Below are 19457 nucleotides of genomic sequence, written 5' to 3' on the forward strand. Positions count from 1 at the left end.
CCGCACAGAGGGGTTTCGACTCGCGCGCATTGTCGAGACAAACCCACCGGGCGCGCGCCTGGGCGCCCCACTGGAACGCCCCACGGGCCGCACACCCCCGAGGAGTGTTGTTTTCCGCGCCAAAAAGCGCGGTTTCCCCCTGGACACCCCTCGCAAAACCGCGTCTTCCTCCTTGGAAGCCGCGTGCAACTCCATTAGCATCATGTCGCTTGTGTGAGAGCGCGTTTTCCGCAAGCGAACACATCAACTTCTAGAAGGACATCCACCATGGCAACTGCGAAGAAAGCCGCCGCGAAGAAGGCCCCGGCGAAGAAGGCCGCTCCGGCCAAGAAAGCCGCTCCGGCGAAGAAGGCCGCCCCGGCCAAGAAAGCCGCTCCGGCGAAGAAGGCCGCCCCGGCCAAGAAGGCCGCTCCGGCGAAGAAAGCCGCCCCGGCCAAAAAGGCCCCGGCGAAGAAGGCCCCCGCCAAGAAGCGCACCCCCAACGCCGCCTTCATGAAGGCCCTGACCCCCAGCGCCGCCCTGGCCGCCATCGTGGGCGCCAACCCGCTGCCGCGCACCGAAGTGACCAAGAAGGTCTGGGACTACATCAAGAAGAACAAGCTCCAGGACTCGGTCAACAAGCGCATGATCAACGCCGACGCCAAGCTGAAGGAGATCTTCAAGAAGGCCCAGGCGTCCATGTTCGAGATGACCAAACTGGTCAACGATCACCTCAAGTGATCCCCCAACCGCCCGTGACACGGCGGTGAACCCGACAAAGCCGACGTCCCGTCGGCTTTGTCGTTTCTGCTCGTTCATCGGGCATTGGCTCCATCGCACGAATTCGATTGTGCGAAACTGAATTGTTTGTCACATCCGCTTGCATGGTCCCCTCGCCCGCGCCCTCCTCCCCCGAGCCTGCCTCGCCACCCCATGGCCAGGCCGTCGAGCTGCCGCCGGTGCAACACAAGACCGTGCTCGTCATCGACCTGGTGGAATCGGTGCGGCTGATGGCGCACAACGAGGAGCAGGTGGTGCGGCTGTGGCGCGGCTTCGTGCACCACGCCACCACCGAGGTGTTACCCCCGCACGGTGGCCGCCTGGTCAAGAGCCTGGGCGACGGCCTGCTGGCGGAGTTCGAGCACCCGGCCCAGGCGGTGCGCGCCGCGATGGCGCTGCACCGCCATTTCGACAGCGCCAACCAGAACCTGCCGGCGGCCCAGCAGTTGCACCTGCGCGCCGGACTCAACGCCACCCAGCTCTACATCGACGACAACGACATCTACGGCCAGGGCGTGAACCTGGCGGCGCGTGTGGCCGACCTGGCCGCACCAGGCGAGACCGTGGTCACCGCCAGCGTGTACGACGCCATCGTGGTCGGCATCGACGCCGACGTGCAGGACCGCGGCGAGAGCTACCTCAAGCACTGGCCCGAGCCGGTGCGCACCTGGACGGTGACGCCCGTTGCCGCCCAGGGCGCGGTGCCGCGCATGCCCGCGCCCGAGGCCGCCACCAGCGACTTCCGTCCCAGCATCGCGGTGGTGCCCTTCGAGACGCGCAGCCACGTCGCCGAACAGTTCGTCATCGGTGACCTGCTGGCCGACGGCGTGATCACCCAGCTCTCGCGCAGCCCCGACCTGCGGGTGATCTCGCGCCTGTCCACCAGCGCCTTCCGCGGCCGCCAGGCCACGGCGGCCGAGGTCGGCCAGCGACTGGAGGCCGCGTACACGCTCAGCGGCAGCTACGTGAGCTACGGCGACAAGGTGGTGATCAACGCCGAGCTCTGCGACAACCGCCGCGGCGAGGTGGTCTGGGCCGATCGCCTGGCCGGCGAGGTGATGGACCTGCTGCAGACCGAGAGCCAACTGATCCACCAGCTGAGTGAGGCCTGCTCCGAGGCCTTGCTGCACCACATGGTGCAGCGCACCCTGGTGCTGCCGGTGCCGCAGCTCGACAGCAACGCGCTGATGCTGGGCGGCATCACGCTGATGCACCGCTCCACGCCGCGCGACCTGCAGCGCAGCCAGCAGTTGCTGGAGGCCGTGGTGGACCGCCACAAGCGCGTCGCCACGCCCTGGGCCTGGCTGTCCAAGTGGCACATCATGCAGGTGGTGCAGGGCCTGACGGCGGAGCCCGCCCATGCCTTTCGCGAGGCGGTCAGCGTGGCCGACCGCGCACTCGATCTGGAACCGCACAGCTCGCTGGCCATGGCCATCAAGGGCCACGCGCTGTGTCACCTGGGCGAAAACATAGGCGAATCCCAGCGATTGCTCTTCTCCGCCACAGACGCCAATCCCAACGACCCCATGGCCTGGCTGTACCGGTGCGTCTGGTCAACGATGTGGGGCAATACGGCGGATGCCATTCCCGAGGCCTCCCGGGCATTGGAGTTGTCTCCACTGGACCCACAGCGCTACTACTTCGAAATGATGCTGGCCGCCAGCCACCTGGGCGCGGGAGAGCTGGAGAAGTCCATCCAGCATGGCGAACGCTCGCTGAAGAAGAACAGATACCACCTGCCGACCATTCGTACGCTGATGACCGCGCACTACGAATTGGGCCAGATCGAGCGGGCGCGCGAGATGTTCGGGCTGGTCAAACAGCTTCAGCCGTCGCTCACGCTGGCCACGTATCTGCAGACGGGAACTGTGAGCCCGACTCGTCAGCGCACGGCAAAAGTTTTGTCAGCCTTAGGCCTCAATTAACCAGCAGGAAGGAGAGAAGCAATGAGTGGAGGATTCAGCGGAGGATTCAGCGGCGGCTTTAGCGGCGGGTTCAGCGGCGGGTTCAGCGGCGGCTTCGGGGGCAACGCCCCAGGCGCCCTGGCGTCCGCCGACGCCCTCACCCTCTCGCGCGCCGCCATCGTCGGCCCCTACGAAGGCCCGGTGCTGCGCATCAAATGGCCGGCGTTCAACGACCCGGCCAACCTCAAGCGCTGGGACAACGGCCCACGCGTGCAAGCCATCGGCTCGGAGCTCATGGAGGGCTTGAGCTTCGATACGAATGCGCGCCAGTACCGCGCCGAACTGACATACGCCCGCCAGGGCCGCCCGCAGCCGCTGGTGACGCTCAAAGGGCCGGACGAAGCCCTGCTGAAGAAGCAGCTCTCGCTCGTCGCCGCCTACGCCGACCTGCGCAGCGACCGCTCGCTGGAGATCACCGAGCAGATGGGCTATCCCATCCCGTTCTGGGGCTCGGTCGTGGGCCTCACCGCGCACCGGCACAAGTACACGCTGCAGTTGCTGGAGGTCGGTTTGAACCTCACGTCCAGCGTCATCCAGCGCTTCAAGTTCATGTTCTCCACCACCCGCCCGGTGGAGTTCTCGCCGCAGATCCAACCCATGATCCCCACCCCGGGGCACGGCGCCTGGCCCAGCGGACACGCCACCGAGGCCTTCCTGGCCGCGAACCTGCTGCAGGCCCTGCTGGACGCCGGCATGCCCGCCACCGCCCGCCACCCCGGCAATGGCCAGGAAAGCCGCGAGCAGCTGCAGCGCCTGGCCGCGCGCATCGCCGTCAACCGCACCGTGGCCGGCGTGCACTACCCGGTGGACAGCGCCGCCGGCCGCCTGCTGGGCACCGCGCTGGCCGAGTTCATCGTGGCGCGCGCCACCAGCGGCAAGGTGCACGCGCGCGGCTTCAACTCCGCGCTGTTCCACGAGCCCGACGGCGCGCCCAAGGACTTCAGCCTGAACGACCCCATGGACCACGCCAGCGGCTACCCCTACACCCGCGACCCGCGCGCCCGCGCCGTGGGCGAGGCGCCGCTGCTGGCCTGGCTGTGGCAGGAAGCCGTGAAGGAATGGCCATGAGCGCCGCACGGCCGCCCGAAGGCGCTCCTCGCGCCGCAGCGCCTGGCGCGGAGGCGCTGCCATGAGCTGGAAGCCCCTGCCCAAGGGCGAGTTCACCGGAATCGATTGGTCCGCCCCTGGCGCCATCGATGGCATGGACCCCTACCTGGCCTGGGCCGAGGCCGACGGTTTCATGGGCTACCACGTCCATGGCCGCGAGCCGGAAAAACTCAAGTGGCTGCCCATCGTCATCGGCCTGCACGAAGGCGTTGACGTGCGCCAGCTGGTGAACGCCACCGCCACCCGCTGGCTGCGCGTGCCCCTGGCTTACCTGCTGGTGCCGGGCCTGCGCCACTGCAGCGCGCGCGTCTCGCGCGAGTTCTTCCGCCACTGGCGCCACGACCCGGCGCTGCGCGCGCTCATCGAGCGCTTCGAGCTGGGCCTGCCGGTCGAACAGCTTCCCTTGGGCCTGACCGAGTTCTGCACCCCCCATTGCCGCCCGCAACCGCCGCGCCAGCGCGTGCGCGGGCCGGTGCTGGGCGTCATCGACGGCGGCCTGGCCATCGCCAACGCGGCCTTCCTCGATCACCGGGGCCGCACGCGCGTGCGCCACTTCTGGCGGCAGGACAACTTCTATGGCGGCCGCTGGCCCGGCTCGCCCGACAACCGCCGCGTGCCGCTGGACCCGCGCCGCGCCGGCCCCCGGCCGCCCGACCTGGGCTACGGCCACGAGCTCGACCGCGAGACCATCGACCGCGTGATGGCGGAGTACACGCGCGACGGCCAGGTGGACGAGGACGCGGTGTACCGGTACTTCCAGCTCTGGGACCTGGCGCGCCCCGTCAACCACGGCACGCACGTCACCGGCCTGGCCACCGCGCCCGGCGGACCGCTCGACCCCGGCCTCAACGACGCCGCCAGCCGCAGCGCCATCGTCGCCGTGCAGCTCGACTGGGCCAACGTGCTCGATACCTCGGGCGGCGCGATGAACGTGAGCGTGCTCGACGGCCTGCTCTACATCGTCTCGCGCTGCGCGGCCGACGCGGACATCGTGGTCAACGTCAGCTGGGGCACCCTGGCCGGGCCGCACGACGGCAGCTCGCTGCTCGAAGCGGCCATGGACGAGCTGGTGGACAAGCTCGGCGGGCGCCTGCGCATCACCCTGCCTGGGGGCAACGGCTACCAGAGCCGCACGCACGCCAACGCCGCGCTGGCGCCCGGCGAATCGCAGGCGCTGCACTGGCGCGTGCAGCCCGACGACCACACGCAGAGCTTCCTGGAGATCTGGCTGCCCGACGGCGCCGGGGGCGTGAGCCTGACGGTCGCGCCGCCGGACCGCCCCGACCAGACGGTCACGCTCACGCAGGGCCAGTCGGGCATGTGGGCGAATGCGCAGGGCCTGCCCACCTGGTCGCTGATCTACCCGTCGAGCAGCGCGCTGGGCCGGGGCACCTGCGCCCTGCTGGCGTTGGAATGCACGGCCAGCCACGACCCTGAGCACCCGCTCGCGCCCTGCGGCGTGTGGAACGTGACCCTGCGCAACCGGGGGCGCACCCCCGTGGTGTTCGACGCCTACGTGGAGCGCGACGACGTGGCCCTGGGCGTGAGCACCGGCGCGCGACAGTCGTACCTGGAAGACCGGCACTACGACACCCTGGGCAACCTGAATGGCTGGGTCGACCAGCCGGGCAACCCCACGGCCATCCGCCGCAGCGGCGTGTTCAACAGCCTGTCCACCGGGCAGCGCACCATCAGCGTGGGGGGCACGCGCGTGGCCGACAGCGGGCCTCAGGAACTCGCGCGCTTCGCGCGCTACTCGCCGCAGCGGCCCGACCCCGGCCCCGCCCGGCCGCAGCGCCCCGGTGTGAAGATCACACCGGAAACCCTGGCGGCCTGCGACAGCAACACCGCCCTGTGGGGCGTGCGCGGCGTGGGCAGCCTGAGCGGGAGCACGGTGCGGCTGGCAGGGACCAGCTCGTCGGCCCCGAAGGAAGCGCGCCGCCTGCTCAACGACCTGGGTTGAGACCGACCCCGCCGGGCCGCGGCCTCGGGGGCCGTGGCCCGCGCGGCGGCGCGGCGGGGGGCCCATGCCCCCTGCCGGCTCACCAGCGCGCCGGCAGGTTCTTCAGCAACCAGAGGCGCCGCTCGCGCACGGCGACGTAGCCGCCGTTCTCCAGGTCCTTCAGCAGCCGGCTCACCATCTCGCGCGAGCAGGCCAGGTGCTGGGCGATCTGCTGGTGTGTCAGCCGCTCGCGCAGCGGGCGCGCGCCGTCGTCCTGCGGCGCCAACGCCCAGCCGTTGAGCAGCTTCACCAGACGGCCGTAGACGTCGATCAGCGCCACGCTGCGCGCGCTTTCGGTGGCCAGGCGGGCGCGCCGGATCAGGCGCGCCATGAGCTCGAAGGCGAATTCCGGGTGCTCGGCGATGTAGGCCAGCAGGCGCTCGCGCGTGATGACCGAGCAGGTGCTGGCCTCGGCCGCTTCCACGTTGGCCGAGCGCGGGCCGCCGTCGAGCGACATCTCGCCCACGTATTCCAGGGGGCCGTACAAGCCCAGGGTGAGTTCGCGGCCGGAGGCGTCGGCCACATAGGCGCGCAGGCGGCCCTGCAGCACGATATAGAGGGTGTCCCCGGTTTCGCCTTCCTGAATCAGCAGGGCGCCGCGCCGGTAGCGGCGTTGGATGCCTTGCGCGGCCAGTGCTTCGATGTGCTGCGTGTTCTGCGAAGAGAGTGTCGAAGCGCTGGCGGGGGGCATCCGGTGGGGTCTAGGGGTGGGAGTAACCCGCCGGATTGTGCGCGACCGGCGTGATGATGCGCAAGGCAGGCACCACGGGGGGCAGGCTGTTCACGCGCTGCAGCAGCCGGCGCACGCTGCTGGCGCCGGCCTTCTCGCGCAGGGTCTTGACCTGGCTGCGCACGGTGGAGATGGCCACACCGTTCTCGGCGGCGATTTCCTGCACGTCCAGGCCGCGGCACAGGGCCAGCATCACCACCTCTTCGGTGGGGCTCAGGCTCAGGGCGCGGGCAAACATGCGCACGGCCAGGTTGTCGCTGGCGCTCTGGCGCGACAGCAGCACCAGCACGGTGGGCGAGTCGTCTTCCAGCGGGTGCGACAGCGGCGTGAAGGCCATGGACAGGTCGCGCTCGCCTTCGCGCATCAGCAGCAGGCGGCGCTGGCCCCGGCTGGCCGCGTCCAGCGCCTGCTGGATGCGCTCGCTGTGCTCGGCGCTGCTGCCCATGAGGCTGCCGCTGCAGGCGCGCAGCACGCGCCGCTGCGCCAGTTCGTGGCGCGCCAGGTGGTTGGCGTGGAGGATGCGCCCTTGCGGGTCGAGCAGCAGCATGCCGTAGTCCACCTCGTCGAACACCCTCAGCAGGTGCGCCTGGCTCAGCGCCCGGGCCTCGCCCGTGGCGTACTGCGTGCTGTTGCCCCAAACCGTTTCCGTTGCCTGTCGCATATGAATACCTCCGTATGACTGGAAGTGTTCCATTCGCCGGCGCCGAAAGCTGTGCCGTGGTGGGGCCGAAACCTGTGATCCATTCACATTCCGCCCCCCCGCCGGCGGGAGCGGATCAGCGCTTGAGCGCGGCGTCGCGGATGGCGCTCAGCGTGCCCCGGGTGGTGATCACCTCGGGCGACAACGGCACCACGATGAGCGTTCCGCCAGGGTGCGCGAGCGCGCGCCGCAACGCCGGTTCGACGTCGGCGGTGCGCTCCACGCGCTCGCTGGCGTAGCCATAGGCGCGCGCCAGGGCCGCGAAATCGGGGTTGTTCAGGTTCGAGCCGCTCACCCGCGCCGGGTACTCGCGCTCCTGGTGCATGCGGATGGTGCCGTAGCTGCCGTTGTCCAGCAGCAGCACGATGCTGCGCGCGCCGTGCTGCACGGCGGTGGCCAGCTCCTGCCCGTTCATGAGGAAGTCGCCGTCGCCCGCGATGGTGAAGGCGGTGCGCCCGGTGAGGAGGGACGCCGCGATGCCGGCCGGTACGCCATAGCCCATGGCGCCGTTGGTGGGCGCCAGTTGCGTCTTGTGGCCACGCGCCAGGCCCGGGTAGCGGTAGAAGCGGTGCAGCCAGCTGGCGAAGTTGCCCGCGCCGTTGGTGAGCACCGCGTCGGCCGGCAGCAGGCGCTGCAGCGTGTGCACGATGGCCGGCATGTCGATCGGCCCGGGCAGTTGCACGCCGCCGTTGGCGGGGTCGACGTTGGCCAGGTAGTCGGCGTGGCAGGCCTCGGTCCAGGCGGACCAGGGCAGGCTGGGCGGCGGGCTCAGCACCTCCAGGCTGCGCGCGGCGGCGTTCATGCTGGCCTGAATGGCCAGCGCGGGCTGGTACACCCGGTTCAGCTCTTCGGCGCTGGCATGGATGTGCACCAGCCGCTGCCGGGGCAGCGGCGCCTCGATCAGCGTGTAGCCGCCGGTGGTGCTTTCGCCCAGGCGCGGGCCCAGGGCGATGAGCAGGTCGCTCTCGCGCACGCGGCGCGCCAGCGCGGGGTTGATGCCCAGGCCCACGTCGCCCGCGTACTGCGGGTGGTGGTTGTCGAAGGTGTCCTGGAAGCGGAAGGCGTTGGCCACGGGCAAGCGCCAGGCCTCGGCGAAGCGCTGCAGGGCGGCGGCGCTCTGCGGCGTCCAGCCACCGCCGCCGGCGATGACGAGGGGCCGCTCGGCCGCCAGCAGCAGCGTGCGCAGCTCGCGCAGCGCGCCCGGGTCGCTCCAGGCCTGCACCGGCTCCACGCGCGGCAGCGGCACGCTGTCCACGCGCTGCGTGAGCATGTCCTCGGGCAGCACCAGCACCACCGGGCCGGGGCGGCCGTTCATGGCGGTGGCGAAGGCGCGCGCCACGTACTCGGGAATGCGGCGGGCGTCGTCGATGCGCTCCACGCGCTTGGCCATGCCCTTGGTGGACGGGCCGAAGAAGGCGGCGAAGTCCACCTCCTGGAAGGCCTCGCGGTCGCGCGCGTCGCTGGCCACGTCGCCCACGAACAGCACCATCGGCGTGCTGTCCTGGAAGGCGGTGTGCACGCCGATGGAGGCGTTGGTGGCGCCCGGCCCGCGCGTGACGAAGCAGACGCCGGGCCGGCCCGTGAGCTTGCCCTGGGCTTCGGCCATGAAGGCGGCACCGCCCTCCTGCCGATTGGTGACGAAGCGGATGCGCTCCGCGTGCGCGTGAAAACCGTCGAGCACGGCCAGGAAGCTCTCGCCCGGCACGCCGAAGGCGTGCGTCACGCCTTGCTCGATCAGGCATTCGACCAGCAGGTGGCCCGCGAGCCGGGTGGCCGCGCTCATGCGGTGGCCACCCGCTTGCCCACGCCCAGCGCGGCGTAGGCGGACAGGGCCAGCACCACCGCGCCGCCGGCCAGCGTGGCCGCGTACCAGCCGTGGTCCATGAGCACACCGAACACCAGCGGCGCGAGCGCAAAGCCCACGTCCAGGCCCGAGTAGACCGTGCCGTACACCCGGCCGGTGGCGCCCTTGGGCGTGGCACGTTTGATGAGCATGTCGCGGCTGGGCCCGGCCACGCCGAGCGCGAAGCCGGTGATGGCCAGCACGGCCATGGTGCCGAACTCGCCGAACCAGCCGGTGGCGCACAGCAGCATCAGCAGCGCGCCCAGGCCCATGCCCCAGGCCAGCACCGTGTCGCTGGAAATCTGGTGCCGCTGGCCATAGACGGTGACGAAGCCGCCGACGAACATGCCGAAGGCCGAGCACAGCATGTAGGCGCTGACGGTCAGCGTGGCCGCCTCCATCGAGGTGCCGTACAGCGCCTGCAGGATGGAGGGCACGAAGCTCTGCACCACGGCCAGGGTCATGGTGGAGAGCAGGAAGAAGGCGAAGCACCACCACACCACGGGCAGCTTCAGGAAGGCCAGGTCGTGGGGGCCGGCGGCGTGCGCCGCGGGGGTGCGCACCACCACCTCGGTGCGCAGCTTGTCCCGCTGCCACCAGAGCAGCGCCAGCACGCCCGTGTACAGCAGGGCAGCCGAGTAGTAGGCCGTGCGCCAGTCGCTCAGGCTGGTGATGCCGACCAGGAAAACCGGCGCCAGCGCCCAGCCCAGGCTGCCCGTCACGCCGTGCACGCTGAAGGCATGGCCCAGGCGGGCGGTGGACACGCGCTGGTTGAGGATGGTGAAGTCACAGGGGTGGAACGGCGCGTTGCCCAGGCCCGCGAGCACGGCCGTGGCCATCAGGCCCCAGTAGCCCGTGGCCTGCGAGGCCACCAGCGAGGCCAGCAGGAAGCAGCCGATGGCGGCGAACAGCACCGGGCGGGCGCCCACGCGGTCGACCAGGAAGCCCGACAGCGCCTGGCCCACGCCAGAGATGATGAAGAACACCGTCATGAGCAAGCCCACGTCGGCGAAGCCCAGGCCGAAGTCGCGGATGAACACGGGGAACAGCGGCGCCAGCAGCATGTGGGAGAAGTGGGAGGTGCCGTGCGCCAGGCCGACCAGCCCGATGACGGCGGCGTCTTGCCTGAGGGGAACGGGGTTCGCGGGCGGCAGCGTGCCCAGCGCGGTGGCAGCGGAAGTCATGGGCCGAGATGGTACCCAGGCGGCACCCGACCCGGGCGCCCACGGGCTTTCGCCGGGAGGTGCCGCGCCACCGGCTTGGTCGGGCCGCTGGCGCCGCCCCTTGAGGGGCACGCCGGGCGGCGGCAGAGGTGGGCCCTTATTGCACGCTGACCGGCTCGAGCACCGGCGGCGCGCCCGAGGCCAGCACCGTGTCCAGCGCCGTCTGCACCACCGGACGGGCCTCCACCGGACGCAGCCAGCGGTTGCGGATGAGGCGCACGCAGACGCGCTTGGTCATGGAGTGCGCCCGGCCGCCGCGGCTGGTGAACATGAACAGGGTGCCGCGCGTGCTGGCCCAGATGAGCTGGGCGCGCAGCCACTCGCCGTGCGAGTACATGTCGACCCAGGTGCCTTCGCGCAGCGACATCAGCAGCTGCTCGGCGTCCATGGCCGGCTCCTCCAGCGGCGCGTGGTCGGAATCCCCCTCGCCGTGCAGGCTGCCCAGGTCGGAGGCCAGGGTGTCCTCGAAACCGGCGTTGGCCAGCTCCTTCTGGCCCAGCCAGGGTTGCGCCGCCGCCTTGGGCAGGCGCTGCTCGGGCGTGGCCGGCGCGAATTCGTCGAGCCGGGTGGGGTCGAAGGCGGGCTCCAGCGGGATCGGGTCGGAATGGCCCGAGTCGCTGCGCACCTTGGCGCGGCGCAGGCCCAGCACGGGTTCGTGCAGGCGCATCAGGGCGTCGAAGAAGGGCTGGGTTTCCTCGCGCGACTTGCCCAGGGCGTCCAGCCCCTGGTGCAGGGTCTTGATGAGGCCGGGCACGATGCGGAACAGGTCGGCCGGGCGGCGCAGGGTCACTTCCTTGCGGATGCTCCAAAGCAGGTCGGTGACCGCCTTGCGGTAGGCGTTGAGCTCGGCCTGGCTGTCGGGCAGGCCCATTTCGGCCTGAGCCAGCACCAGGGCCCAGCTGCCGTAGATGAAATCCAGAATGAAACCCGGCGCGTTCTCCACGTCGGGGCGCTGGCTCAGATCCCAGGCGGTGCGGTCGGCCAGGGCCTGGCGCTCTTCGGCGTGGCGCAGGGCGTGCAGGCGGTCGTTCTGCAGCTGCTGTTCGCGGTCGTCTTGCGAGCGCCAGTGGCCGCGCAGCTTGTCGAGCGCCTCGCCAAAGGCCTTGGGCTCCTTGCTGGCGCGCTCGTTGAGCTGGCGGAAGGCATCACGCACCGGCCCAAAGAAGGATTCGAACTCCTCGCTGAACTCGTCGTTGTAGCGGAAGCTGCGCTGCGCCACGCTTTCGACGAGGCGGCGCGCGGGGTGGGCGTCTTCGTTGAAGTAGCGCGGCTCGGTCAGCGCCTGGCTGAGCAGCGCGGGCTCCAGCGCCACCACGGCCTCGCGCACCGGCGCCAGCAGCAGCGGGTCGCGCGCCACCTGGTTGACCAGCTTGCGCACCACGTCCAGGCCGATGGCCTGGCCCACCGAGCGGGCCTGGCGCTTGAGGTCGAGCAGCGCGCGCGTGCGCGCGACGGCGCTGGCGAAATCGCCCCAGGCCTCGGCCTTGAGCTGGGAGCCGATGCTGACGCCGCGCGCCGGGCGGTCCACCACGGGCAGGTCGCGAAAGCGCGTGCGCTCCTCTTCCAGCACCGCGTCGTCGAGCACGGGCAACGAGGCCTCGGCCTGCATCGCGGCCATTTCGCGATCGAGCTGGCGGAAATACTGCTCGTTCAGCGCCTGCGCGTACTCCTCGCCGCCCTGCTGCAGGAACTGCTGCATCACGTCGTGGTCGAGCGTGGGGTGGGCGCGCGCCAGATCGCCCATGGCCGGCATGAAGGGATGGACCGGCTCGGGCCGGGCCGGCGCGGCCTCGGTGGCCACGCCACCGGGCGTGAAGCCGAAATCGAGCAGGTCGCGCTTGGGCTGCGCGGGCCGCGTGGCCTGCGGATCGGCCACCAGGCGCACGCGGTAGCTGGCCTCCTGCACGTTCGCGCGCTGCAGCATCAGCGCCAGGCTTTCGTACAGGCCGCGCAGCTCGCGGCCCAGCACCGGGGCCAGGTGGCGCATCCAGAGTGTGCGCACCTCGGCGTCGCTCTCGCTGGCGGTCAGCATCTCGCGCAGCACCCGCACGTAGACCGAGGGGCGCAGCGGGTTCTTCTCGGCGTGCACGGTGTCCAGGCCGATGAGCGAGCTCATGCGGGCGTCGAGCACGGCCAGGGCCTGCTCCACCTCGGGCAGCAGGTTCTGCAGCAGCTTGGCGGACTCGATCGACTCGGCCACCGCGTTGTCGTCCACCAGCGCCAGCAGCTCGGTGTTGGACAGCAAGGCCAGGCTGGAGGTATTGCCTTCGTTGTACCCGGTGTGAAAGGCCGCTTTCAGGCGCTGCGCGAAATTGGGGCCCCAGCCATTGCGGTGCTTGAGCAGCGCGAACCAGGACCGCGCCGCGCGGTCGCGCGCGGCCACCTCGCGCATGTCCTTCTCCTCGGCCTGCAGGGAGGACACGCCCACGTCGATGCAGCGCCCCAGCATGGGCGCGGCGTGGCGGACGGCTTCCTCGAAGCACTGCTCCAGCAAGGGAGAGGGAACGGTCATGTCGGCAAAGGGGCCAGGGGAGCGGCGGTCACCAGTGATGAAAGCATCACGTGATGCAGGTCACGGTTATAGCCGCCCGGGGTGTGAACGAAGTGGTGATCGGCCGATTTCCGGACAGGGGTAGCCCCTGGGGCTCCAACCGGTCGCCCGGGGCTGCCGGACGGCCCCGCAGGCGGGCGCCCGCGCCTGGCCCGGAACTTGTATGCCTGGGTGCCTGGCGCGGTTTCACGGTGAAGTCACGCCACCCATGCACGCTTCAGGAACATGGAAGGCCATCTCTACACGAAGACGCCGCGCGCCTGGGAGGCGCTGGCCCGCCCCGACGGGCTGGACCGCCGGGCGCACACCCTGCTGCTGATGGCCAACGGCCGGCGCAGCTTGCGCGAACTCTCGCGCCTGCTGGACGAGGACGTGCACGAACTGGCCCGCCGCCTGACCGCGCAGGGCTATCTGCTGGACAACCAGGCACCGGCGCTGGCCGACGCGGACGACGAGGCGGCCTGAGGGCCGGCCGCGCCGCCACGCGCGGCGGCGCATCAGGCCATGGGCAGCGGCTCGCCGAACTCGAACACGCCCGGGTTGCGCACCGGGTCCACGTCGACCGGAATGGCCGACTTGGGCGGGTAGCGGCCCTCCAGCAGCAGCTTGGACAGCGGGTTCTCAATGCGCTGCTGGATCGCGCGCTTGAGCGGGCGCGCGCCAAACACCGGGTCGAAGCCGACCTTGGCCAGCTCGCCCAGCGCCGCCGGCGAGACCTCGAGCTTGAGGTCCATCTTCTGCAGCCGCGCCTGCAGCGCCTGCAGCTGGATGGCGGCGATCGCCTCGATGTTCTTGGCGTCAAGCGCGTGGAACACCACGGTCTCGTCGATGCGGTTGAGGAACTCGGGGCGGAAGTAGCCCTTGAGCTCGCCCCACACGGCTTCCTTCACCTCGTCGTAGGGCTGGCCGACCATGGACTGGATCATGTGCGAGCCGATGTTGCTGGTCATCACGATCACGGTGTTCTTGAAGTCCACGGTGCGGCCCTGGCCGTCGGTGAGGCGACCGTCGTCGAGCACCTGCAGCAGCACGTTGAAGACGTCGGGGTGGGCTTTCTCCACCTCGTCGAGCAGCAGCACCGAGTAGGGCTTGCGGCGCACCGCTTCGGTGAGGTAGCCGCCCTCCTCGTAGCCCACGTAGCCGGGCGGCGCACCGATCAGGCGCGCGACCGAGTGCTTCTCCATGAACTCGCTCATGTCGATGCGCACGAGGTGGTCTTCGCTGTCGAACAGGAAGCCCGCCAGCGCCTTGCACAGCTCGGTCTTGCCCACGCCGGTGGGGCCGAGGAACAGGAAGGAGCCGGTGGGCCGGTTCGGGTCGGACAGGCCCGAGCGCGAGCGGCGGATGGCGTTGGCCACCGCGCTGATGGCCTCGTCCTGGCCGACCACGCGCTGGTGCAGGCGGTCTTCCATCTGCAGCAGCTTGTCGCGCTCGCCCTGCATGAGCTTGCTCACCGGAATGCCGGTGGCGCGCGCCACCACCTCGGCGATCTCTTCGGCGCCGACCTGGGTGCGCAGCAACTGCGGGCGGCCGCCGGCCTTCTTGCCGGTCTCGGCCGCCTGGGCGTCCTTCAGGCGCTTTTCCAGTTCAGGCAGCTTGCCGTATTGCAGCTCGGCGACCTTGTTGAAGTCGCCCTTGCGGGTGAACTCCTCGATCTGGTGGCGCAGCTTGTCGATCTCTTCCTTCACCTGGGCCGAGCCCTGGGCCTGGGCCTTCTCGGCCTTCCAGATCTCCTCCAGGTCGGCCAGCTCGCGCTTGAGCCGGTCGATCTCCTCGTCGATCAGGCCCAGGCGCTTCTGCGAGGCCTCGTCGGTTTCCTTCCTGATGGCCTCGCGCTCGATCTGCAGCTGGATGAGCCGGCGGTCCAGCCGGTCCATGGCCTCGGGCTTGGAGTCGATCTCGATCTTGATCTTGGCCGCGGCCTCGTCGATCAGGTCGATGGCCTTGTCGGGCAGGAAGCGGTCGGTGATGTAGCGGTGGCTCAGCTCGGCCGCGGCCACGATGGCCGGATCGGTGATCTCCACGCCGTGGTGCACCTCGTACTTTTCCTGCAGGCCGCGCAGGATGGCAATGGTGGCCTCCACCGACGGCTCGTCCACCAGGATCTTCTGGAAGCGGCGCTCCAGCGCGGCGTCCTTCTCGATGTACTTGCGGTACTCGTCCAGCGTGGTGGCGCCCACGCAGTGCAATTCGCCGCGCGCCAGCGCGGGCTTGAGCATATTGCCCGCGTCCATGGCGCCTTCGGCCTTGCCGGCACCGACCATGGTGTGCAGCTCGTCGATGAAGACGATGGTCTGGCCTTCGTCCTTGGCCAGTTCGTTCAGCACGCTCTTGAGGCGCTCCTCGAACTCGCCGCGGTACTTGGCGCCGGCCAGAAGAGCGGCCATGTCCAGGCTGAGCACGCGCTTGCCCTTCAGGCTGTCGGGCACCTCGCCGGCCACGATGCGCTGGGCCAGGCCCTCGACGATGGCGGTCTTGCCCACGCCGGGCTCGCCGATCAGCACGGGGTTGTTCTTGCTGCGCCGCTGCAGCACCTGGATGGCGCGGCGGATCTCGTCGTCGCGGCCGATCACCGGGTCGAGCTTGCCCGCGCGGGCGCGCTCGGTCAGGTCCATGGTGTATTTCTTGAGCGCCTCGCGCTGGCCCTCGGCCTCGGGGCTGTTGACCTGTTGGCCGCCACGCACGGCGGCGATGGCCGCCTCCAGGCTCTTGCGCGACAGGCCGTTCTCGTTGGCGATGCGGCCCAGTTCGCCCTTGGCGTCGGCCACGGCGAGCAGGAAGAGTTCGCTGGCGATGAAGGCGTCGCCGCGCTTGATGCCGTCCTTTTCGGTGGCCTGGAGCAGCTTGGCCAGCTCGGGGCCGACCTGCACCTGTTCCTGGCCCTGCACCTGGGGCAGCCGCTTGACGGCCGCCTCGGCCGCCTGCACGAGGCCGGGCACGTTCACGCCGGCGCGCTGCAGGATGGACACCGGCCCGTCGGTCTGGCGCAGCATGGCCAGCAGCAGGTGCACGGGTTCGATGTAGGCGTGGTCATTGCCCAGCGCGAGCGACTGGGCGTCGGCCAGGGCTTCCTGGAATTTGGTGGTGAGTTTGTCGAGACGCATGGGAGGGGCGCTCCGAAAATGTGGATTGCCAGGCACATGGCGGCGATGGGGCCATTTTCAAGCCGGCCCGGCCCCCTGCCAACGCCCGCGCTTGATCCAGGTCAAGCCGGCCCGCCTCGCCAGCCTCAGCGGCGCCAGTAGGCGTAGGGCCAGGCCAGCTGGAAACCCGCGCGCTGGTACAGCGCCAGCGCCGGCGCGTTGCCGGCGTCCACCTGCAGGAACACGCGTGGAATGCCGCGGCGCAGCGCCTCACCGGCCATGGCGCGCAGCACCATGCCCGCCAGCCCGCGCCCGCGCTGGCGCGCCGCCGTGCGCATGCCGTGCACGCCCAGCCAGCCATGGCCGACGCTGGCGGCGCCGCAGGCCAGGGTCTGCCCCGCCTCGCTCAGGCTGACGAAGCGCGTGCCTTGGGCGCGCGAGAGCGCGCGCGAGCGGCTGGCGCCGTCCACCGGGTCCAGGCCCTCGCCGAGGAACATGGCGAGCCAGGCGGCGTCCGGGGCATCGGCCAGGCGCAGCTCGACGCCGTGCGGCGGGTCGGGCAGGCGGCGCAGCAGCTCGGCCACCTCGGCGATGTGGGTCTGCGTGGGCTGGGTCCGCCGGAAGCCGCGTTCGCCCAGAGCCTGGGTGAAGGCCGCCCACTCGGGCCATTCGGGCAGGCGCCAGGCCACGGGAAAGCCACGCGCGCGGTAGCGCTCCGCGATGGCGTCGATGAGGGCGGGATCGGGGGCCGCGTGCGACAGCGGCACCGCGCACTGCGCGCGCCCCACGGTGCCGCGGTCCATGGGCAGCAGCCAGCCCGTCAGGCCATCGTCGAGCCGCTCGGGCGCCACGGCCTGCACCGTGTTGCGTTCGATCGCCTCGACGGTGCCGCTGTCCATGCCCTGGGTCCTCAGGCGTTGTTCGCCGGCAGGCCCCAGCGGGCCAGTGCGGCGTCGTCGCTCACGCGCGCGTCGACCCAGCGCGCGCCCTCGGGCGTTTGCTCCTTCTTCCAGAACGGCGCCTGGGTCTTGAGGTAGTCCATCAGGAACTCACAGGCCTGGAAGCTCTGGCCCCGGTGGGCGGCGCTGACGACCACGAGCACGATCTGGTCCAGTGGCTGCAGCGGCCCCACGCGGTGGATGACCCGCGCACCGAGGATGTCGAAGCGCCGCAAGGCCTCGTCGATCATGGCCTCGATGGCCTTTTCGGTCATGCCAGGGTAGTGCTCCAGCTCCATCGCGCTGACGGCCAGGCCGTCGTTGCGGTCGCGCACGGTGCCGATGAAGCTGCAGACCGCGCCCACGCCCTTGTCCTGCAAGCGCAGCAGCGCGACCTCGGTGCTCAGGTCGAAGTCGGCGGTCTGGATGGAAACGCGCGCGGCCATGCTCAACCGCCGGTCACGGGCGGGAAGAAGGCCACCTCGGCGCCGTCGGCGAGCGCGGCGCTTTCGTCGGCCATGGCCTGGTTGAGCGAGACGCGCACGGCCTTGCCGCGCGCCAGCGCCTGAGCGTGCGCGCCGCCGCGCGCGATGAGTTCGTCGCGCAGCGCCGCCAGCGTGGGCGCGGCGGTGCTCAGGCGCTCGGCGCCGGTGCCGATGGCCTCGCGGATGGAGGCGAAGTAGCGCAGCTGGATGGTGTTCATGCAAGCAGGTCCGACAGGGCGATGAAGCGCACGGTGTCGCCCGGCGCGATGGTGGTGCCCGAGGGGTTGTCGACCAGGCCGTCGGCCCAGACCACGGAGGTGAGCACGCCCGAGCTCTGGTTCGGGAACAGCTCGACGCCGCCGCTGGCGTTGCGGCGCGCGCGCAGGAACTCGCGGCGCCTGTCGGCGCGCGGCAGGCTGAAGTCGGCGCGCAGCGGCAGTGCCGCGGGCAGGCGCAGGGCGCGCGGATCGGCGATACCCTGCAGCTGCAGCAGGAAGGGGCGCACGAGCAGCAGGAAGGTGACGTAGCTGGACACCGGGTTGCCCGGCAGACCGATGAAGTGGCAATGGCTGCCCACGCCCTGCCCCGCCCCCGCGTCGCGCCGCACATGGCCGTAGGCGAAGGGCTTGCCGGGCTTCATGGCGATCTGCCAGAGGTCGAGCCCGCCCAGTTGCTGCACCGAGGGCTTGATGTGGTCTTCCTCACCCACGGACACGCCGCCGCTGGTGAGGATCAGGTCGTGGTGGTCGGCCGCCGTCTTGAGCGCGGCCAGCGTGGACTCGCGCTGGTCCGGCACGATGCCGAGGTCGCTCACCTCGCAGCCGAAGCGCTGCAGCAGTGCGCGCAGGAAGAAGCGGTTGGAGTTGTAGATGGCGCCGGGTTTCATGGCCTCGGGCGGCACCTCGCCGGGCATCACGAGCTCGTCGCCGGTGGAGAACAGGGCCACGCGCGGGCGGCGCACCACCCGCAGATGGGGCAGGCCCAGGCTGGCCGCCAGTCCCAGGGCGCCTTCGTCCAGGCGCTGGCCGCGCGCCAGCACGGTGGCGCCGCGCGCCACGTCCTCGCCCGAGCGGCGCACCCACTGGCCGGGTTCGGGAATGCTGTCGATGTGCACCGCGTGCAGGTCGCCGCCGACCTCGCGCGTGTCTTCCTGCATGACCACCGCGTCGGCGCCTTCGGGCATGGGGGCGCCGGTGAAGATGCGCGCGCAGGTGCCGGGCTGCAGCGGCCCGCCCGCGTGGCCGGCCGGGATGCGCTGGCTGATGGGCAGCACCACGCCTTTGTCGGTCACGTCGGCGCAGCGCACGGCGTAGCCATCCATGGAGGAGTTGTCTTGCGGCGGCACCTGCAGGGCACTCACCAGGTCCTGCGCCAGCACGCGGCCCACGGCGTCGATGGTGGGCACCGTGTCGGTGTCGGCGAGGGGCGTGGCGCGGCCGAGCAAGGCGGCCAGGGCGTCATCCAGGGCCATCAGGGGCGCGCGGGCCGGAGCGTTCATGGGGCGTCGGGAGGTCTGTAGTGGAACCGGCTGGCATTGTCGACCAGCCACGCGGCCACGTCATCGGGCGCGTTCAAATCCAGCACCGGGCGTGCGGGTGGTTCGGGCAGGGCCGCGGGGCTGTCGGTGGCCACGGCCAGCACCCGGGGCTGCGCCGGGTAGATCACGGGCTGGCCGCTGGCCTGGCGCCAGACCTCGATCTTGGGCAGGCTGCTGCCCTTGAAGCCCTCGACCAGCACCCAGTCCACCTCGGCGCTGAGCCGCGCGATGAGCGCGTGCACGTCGTGCGTGGCCTCGGTCTCCAACTCGCGCATGAAGACCACCCGCCGGGGCGACGCGGCCACGATCTCCACGGCGCCGGCCTCGCGGTGGCGCCAGGTGTCCTTGCCGGGGTGGTCGATGTCGAAGCTGTGGTGCGCGTGCTTGATGACCGAGACGCGGTGGCCACGCAGGCGCAGGGCGGGAATGAGCTGTTCGACCAGCGTGGTCTTGCCAGAACCCGAGAAGCCCGCGAAGCCGACGACGTTCACCGGATCGCCCTCCGCGCCGCGCACGGCGGGGCTGGTCGCCTGGG

The 19457-nt window shown here is 70.8% G+C and carries 16 protein-coding genes; 5 read left to right on the forward strand and 11 right to left on the reverse strand.

The window, feature by feature from the left end; genetic code table 11:
• Nucleotides 1-267: 267 nt before the first annotated feature.
• The 4 genes from BHU06_RS03880 (at nt 268) to BHU06_RS03895 (ending at nt 5793) form a co-directional block, all read left to right on the forward strand.
• On the forward strand, nt 268-720 hold the full coding sequence (locus tag BHU06_RS03880) for an SWIB/MDM2 domain-containing protein (RefSeq protein WP_070397840.1): 453 nt from the start codon (nt 268-270) through the stop codon (nt 718-720).
• Between the two features lie 143 nt (nt 721-863).
• Nucleotides 864-2684, forward strand: coding sequence for an adenylate/guanylate cyclase domain-containing protein (locus BHU06_RS03885; RefSeq protein WP_070397841.1), 1821 nt, complete (start codon nt 864-866; stop codon nt 2682-2684).
• Between the two features lie 21 nt (nt 2685-2705).
• The gene (locus tag BHU06_RS03890; RefSeq protein WP_070397842.1) at nt 2706-3791 is read left to right on the forward strand and encodes a phosphatase PAP2 family protein; all 1086 of its coding nucleotides are present in this window, start codon (nt 2706-2708) and stop codon (nt 3789-3791) included.
• A gap of 61 nt (nt 3792-3852) precedes the next feature.
• Nucleotides 3853-5793, forward strand: coding sequence for a S8 family serine peptidase (locus tag BHU06_RS03895; RefSeq protein WP_070397843.1), 1941 nt, complete (start codon nt 3853-3855; stop codon nt 5791-5793).
• Between the two features lie 79 nt (nt 5794-5872).
• Here the strand turns inward: BHU06_RS03895 and BHU06_RS03900 are convergent, their stop codons facing one another.
• The 5 genes from BHU06_RS03900 to BHU06_RS03920 all read right to left on the reverse strand — a co-directional run bounded on the left by BHU06_RS03900 (nt 5873) and on the right by BHU06_RS03920 (nt 12840).
• A complete protein-coding gene (locus tag BHU06_RS03900) occupies nt 5873-6523 on the reverse strand; it encodes a Crp/Fnr family transcriptional regulator (protein ID WP_070397844.1) in 651 nt (216 codons plus the stop codon).
• 10 nt (nt 6524-6533) lie between these two features.
• Nucleotides 6534-7223, reverse strand: coding sequence for a LuxR C-terminal-related transcriptional regulator (locus BHU06_RS03905; RefSeq protein WP_070397845.1), 690 nt, complete (start codon nt 7221-7223; stop codon nt 6534-6536).
• Nucleotides 7224-7338: 115 nt separating this feature from the next.
• Nucleotides 7339-9045: a thiamine pyrophosphate-binding protein gene (locus tag BHU06_RS03910; protein WP_070397846.1), complete on the reverse strand. Its 1707-nt coding sequence runs from the start codon at nt 9043-9045 to the stop codon at nt 7339-7341.
• Entirely contained in the window at nt 9042-10289 is a 1248-nt protein-coding gene (locus BHU06_RS03915; RefSeq protein WP_070397847.1) for an MFS transporter, read from the reverse strand. The genes BHU06_RS03910 and BHU06_RS03915 overlap by 4 nt, the downstream gene beginning before the upstream one ends.
• Before the next feature lie 136 nt (nt 10290-10425).
• Complete coding sequence (locus tag BHU06_RS03920; protein WP_070397848.1) at nt 10426-12840, reverse strand: DUF1631 family protein; 2415 nt, start codon at nt 12838-12840, stop codon at nt 10426-10428.
• A 264-nt stretch (nt 12841-13104) separates the two neighbouring features.
• Between BHU06_RS03920 and BHU06_RS03925 the strand changes: the two genes are divergently transcribed.
• On the forward strand, nt 13105-13344 hold the full coding sequence (locus BHU06_RS03925; protein WP_070397849.1) for a hypothetical protein: 240 nt from the start codon (nt 13105-13107) through the stop codon (nt 13342-13344).
• 32 nt (nt 13345-13376) lie between these two features.
• On the opposite strand, the gene clpB is transcribed toward BHU06_RS03925, so the two are convergent.
• The 6 genes from clpB to mobB all read right to left on the reverse strand — a co-directional run bounded on the left by clpB (nt 13377) and on the right by mobB (nt 19413).
• Nucleotides 13377-15983, reverse strand: coding sequence for an ATP-dependent chaperone ClpB (gene clpB / locus BHU06_RS03930; protein ID WP_070397850.1), 2607 nt, complete (start codon nt 15981-15983; stop codon nt 13377-13379).
• 125 nt (nt 15984-16108) lie between these two features.
• Nucleotides 16109-16861 carry a GNAT family N-acetyltransferase gene (locus BHU06_RS03935; RefSeq protein WP_070397851.1) on the reverse strand — a complete coding sequence of 251 codons (753 nt, stop codon included), beginning with the start codon at nt 16859-16861 and terminating at the stop codon, nt 16109-16111.
• Nucleotides 16862-16872: 11 nt separating this feature from the next.
• Nucleotides 16873-17346 carry a molybdenum cofactor biosynthesis protein MoaE gene (locus BHU06_RS03940; protein WP_070397852.1) on the reverse strand — a complete coding sequence of 158 codons (474 nt, stop codon included), beginning with the start codon at nt 17344-17346 and terminating at the stop codon, nt 16873-16875.
• Between the two features lie 2 nt (nt 17347-17348).
• The gene (locus BHU06_RS03945; protein WP_070397853.1) at nt 17349-17603 is read right to left on the reverse strand and encodes a MoaD/ThiS family protein; all 255 of its coding nucleotides are present in this window, start codon (nt 17601-17603) and stop codon (nt 17349-17351) included.
• Nucleotides 17600-18883, reverse strand: a complete 1284-nt coding sequence (gene glp / locus BHU06_RS03950; protein WP_070397854.1) for a gephyrin-like molybdotransferase Glp — start codon at nt 18881-18883, stop codon at nt 17600-17602. The genes BHU06_RS03945 and glp overlap by 4 nt, the downstream gene beginning before the upstream one ends.
• A complete protein-coding gene (mobB, locus tag BHU06_RS03955; RefSeq protein ID WP_070398232.1) occupies nt 18880-19413 on the reverse strand; it encodes a molybdopterin-guanine dinucleotide biosynthesis protein B in 534 nt (177 codons plus the stop codon). The genes glp and mobB overlap by 4 nt, the downstream gene beginning before the upstream one ends.
• Between the last annotated feature and the right edge of the window lie 44 nt (nt 19414-19457).

The organism is Hydrogenophaga sp. PML113, from assembly GCF_001777155.1.
In the GTDB taxonomy this organism is placed as follows: Bacteria; Pseudomonadota; Gammaproteobacteria; order Burkholderiales; family Burkholderiaceae_C; genus Hydrogenophaga; species Hydrogenophaga borbori.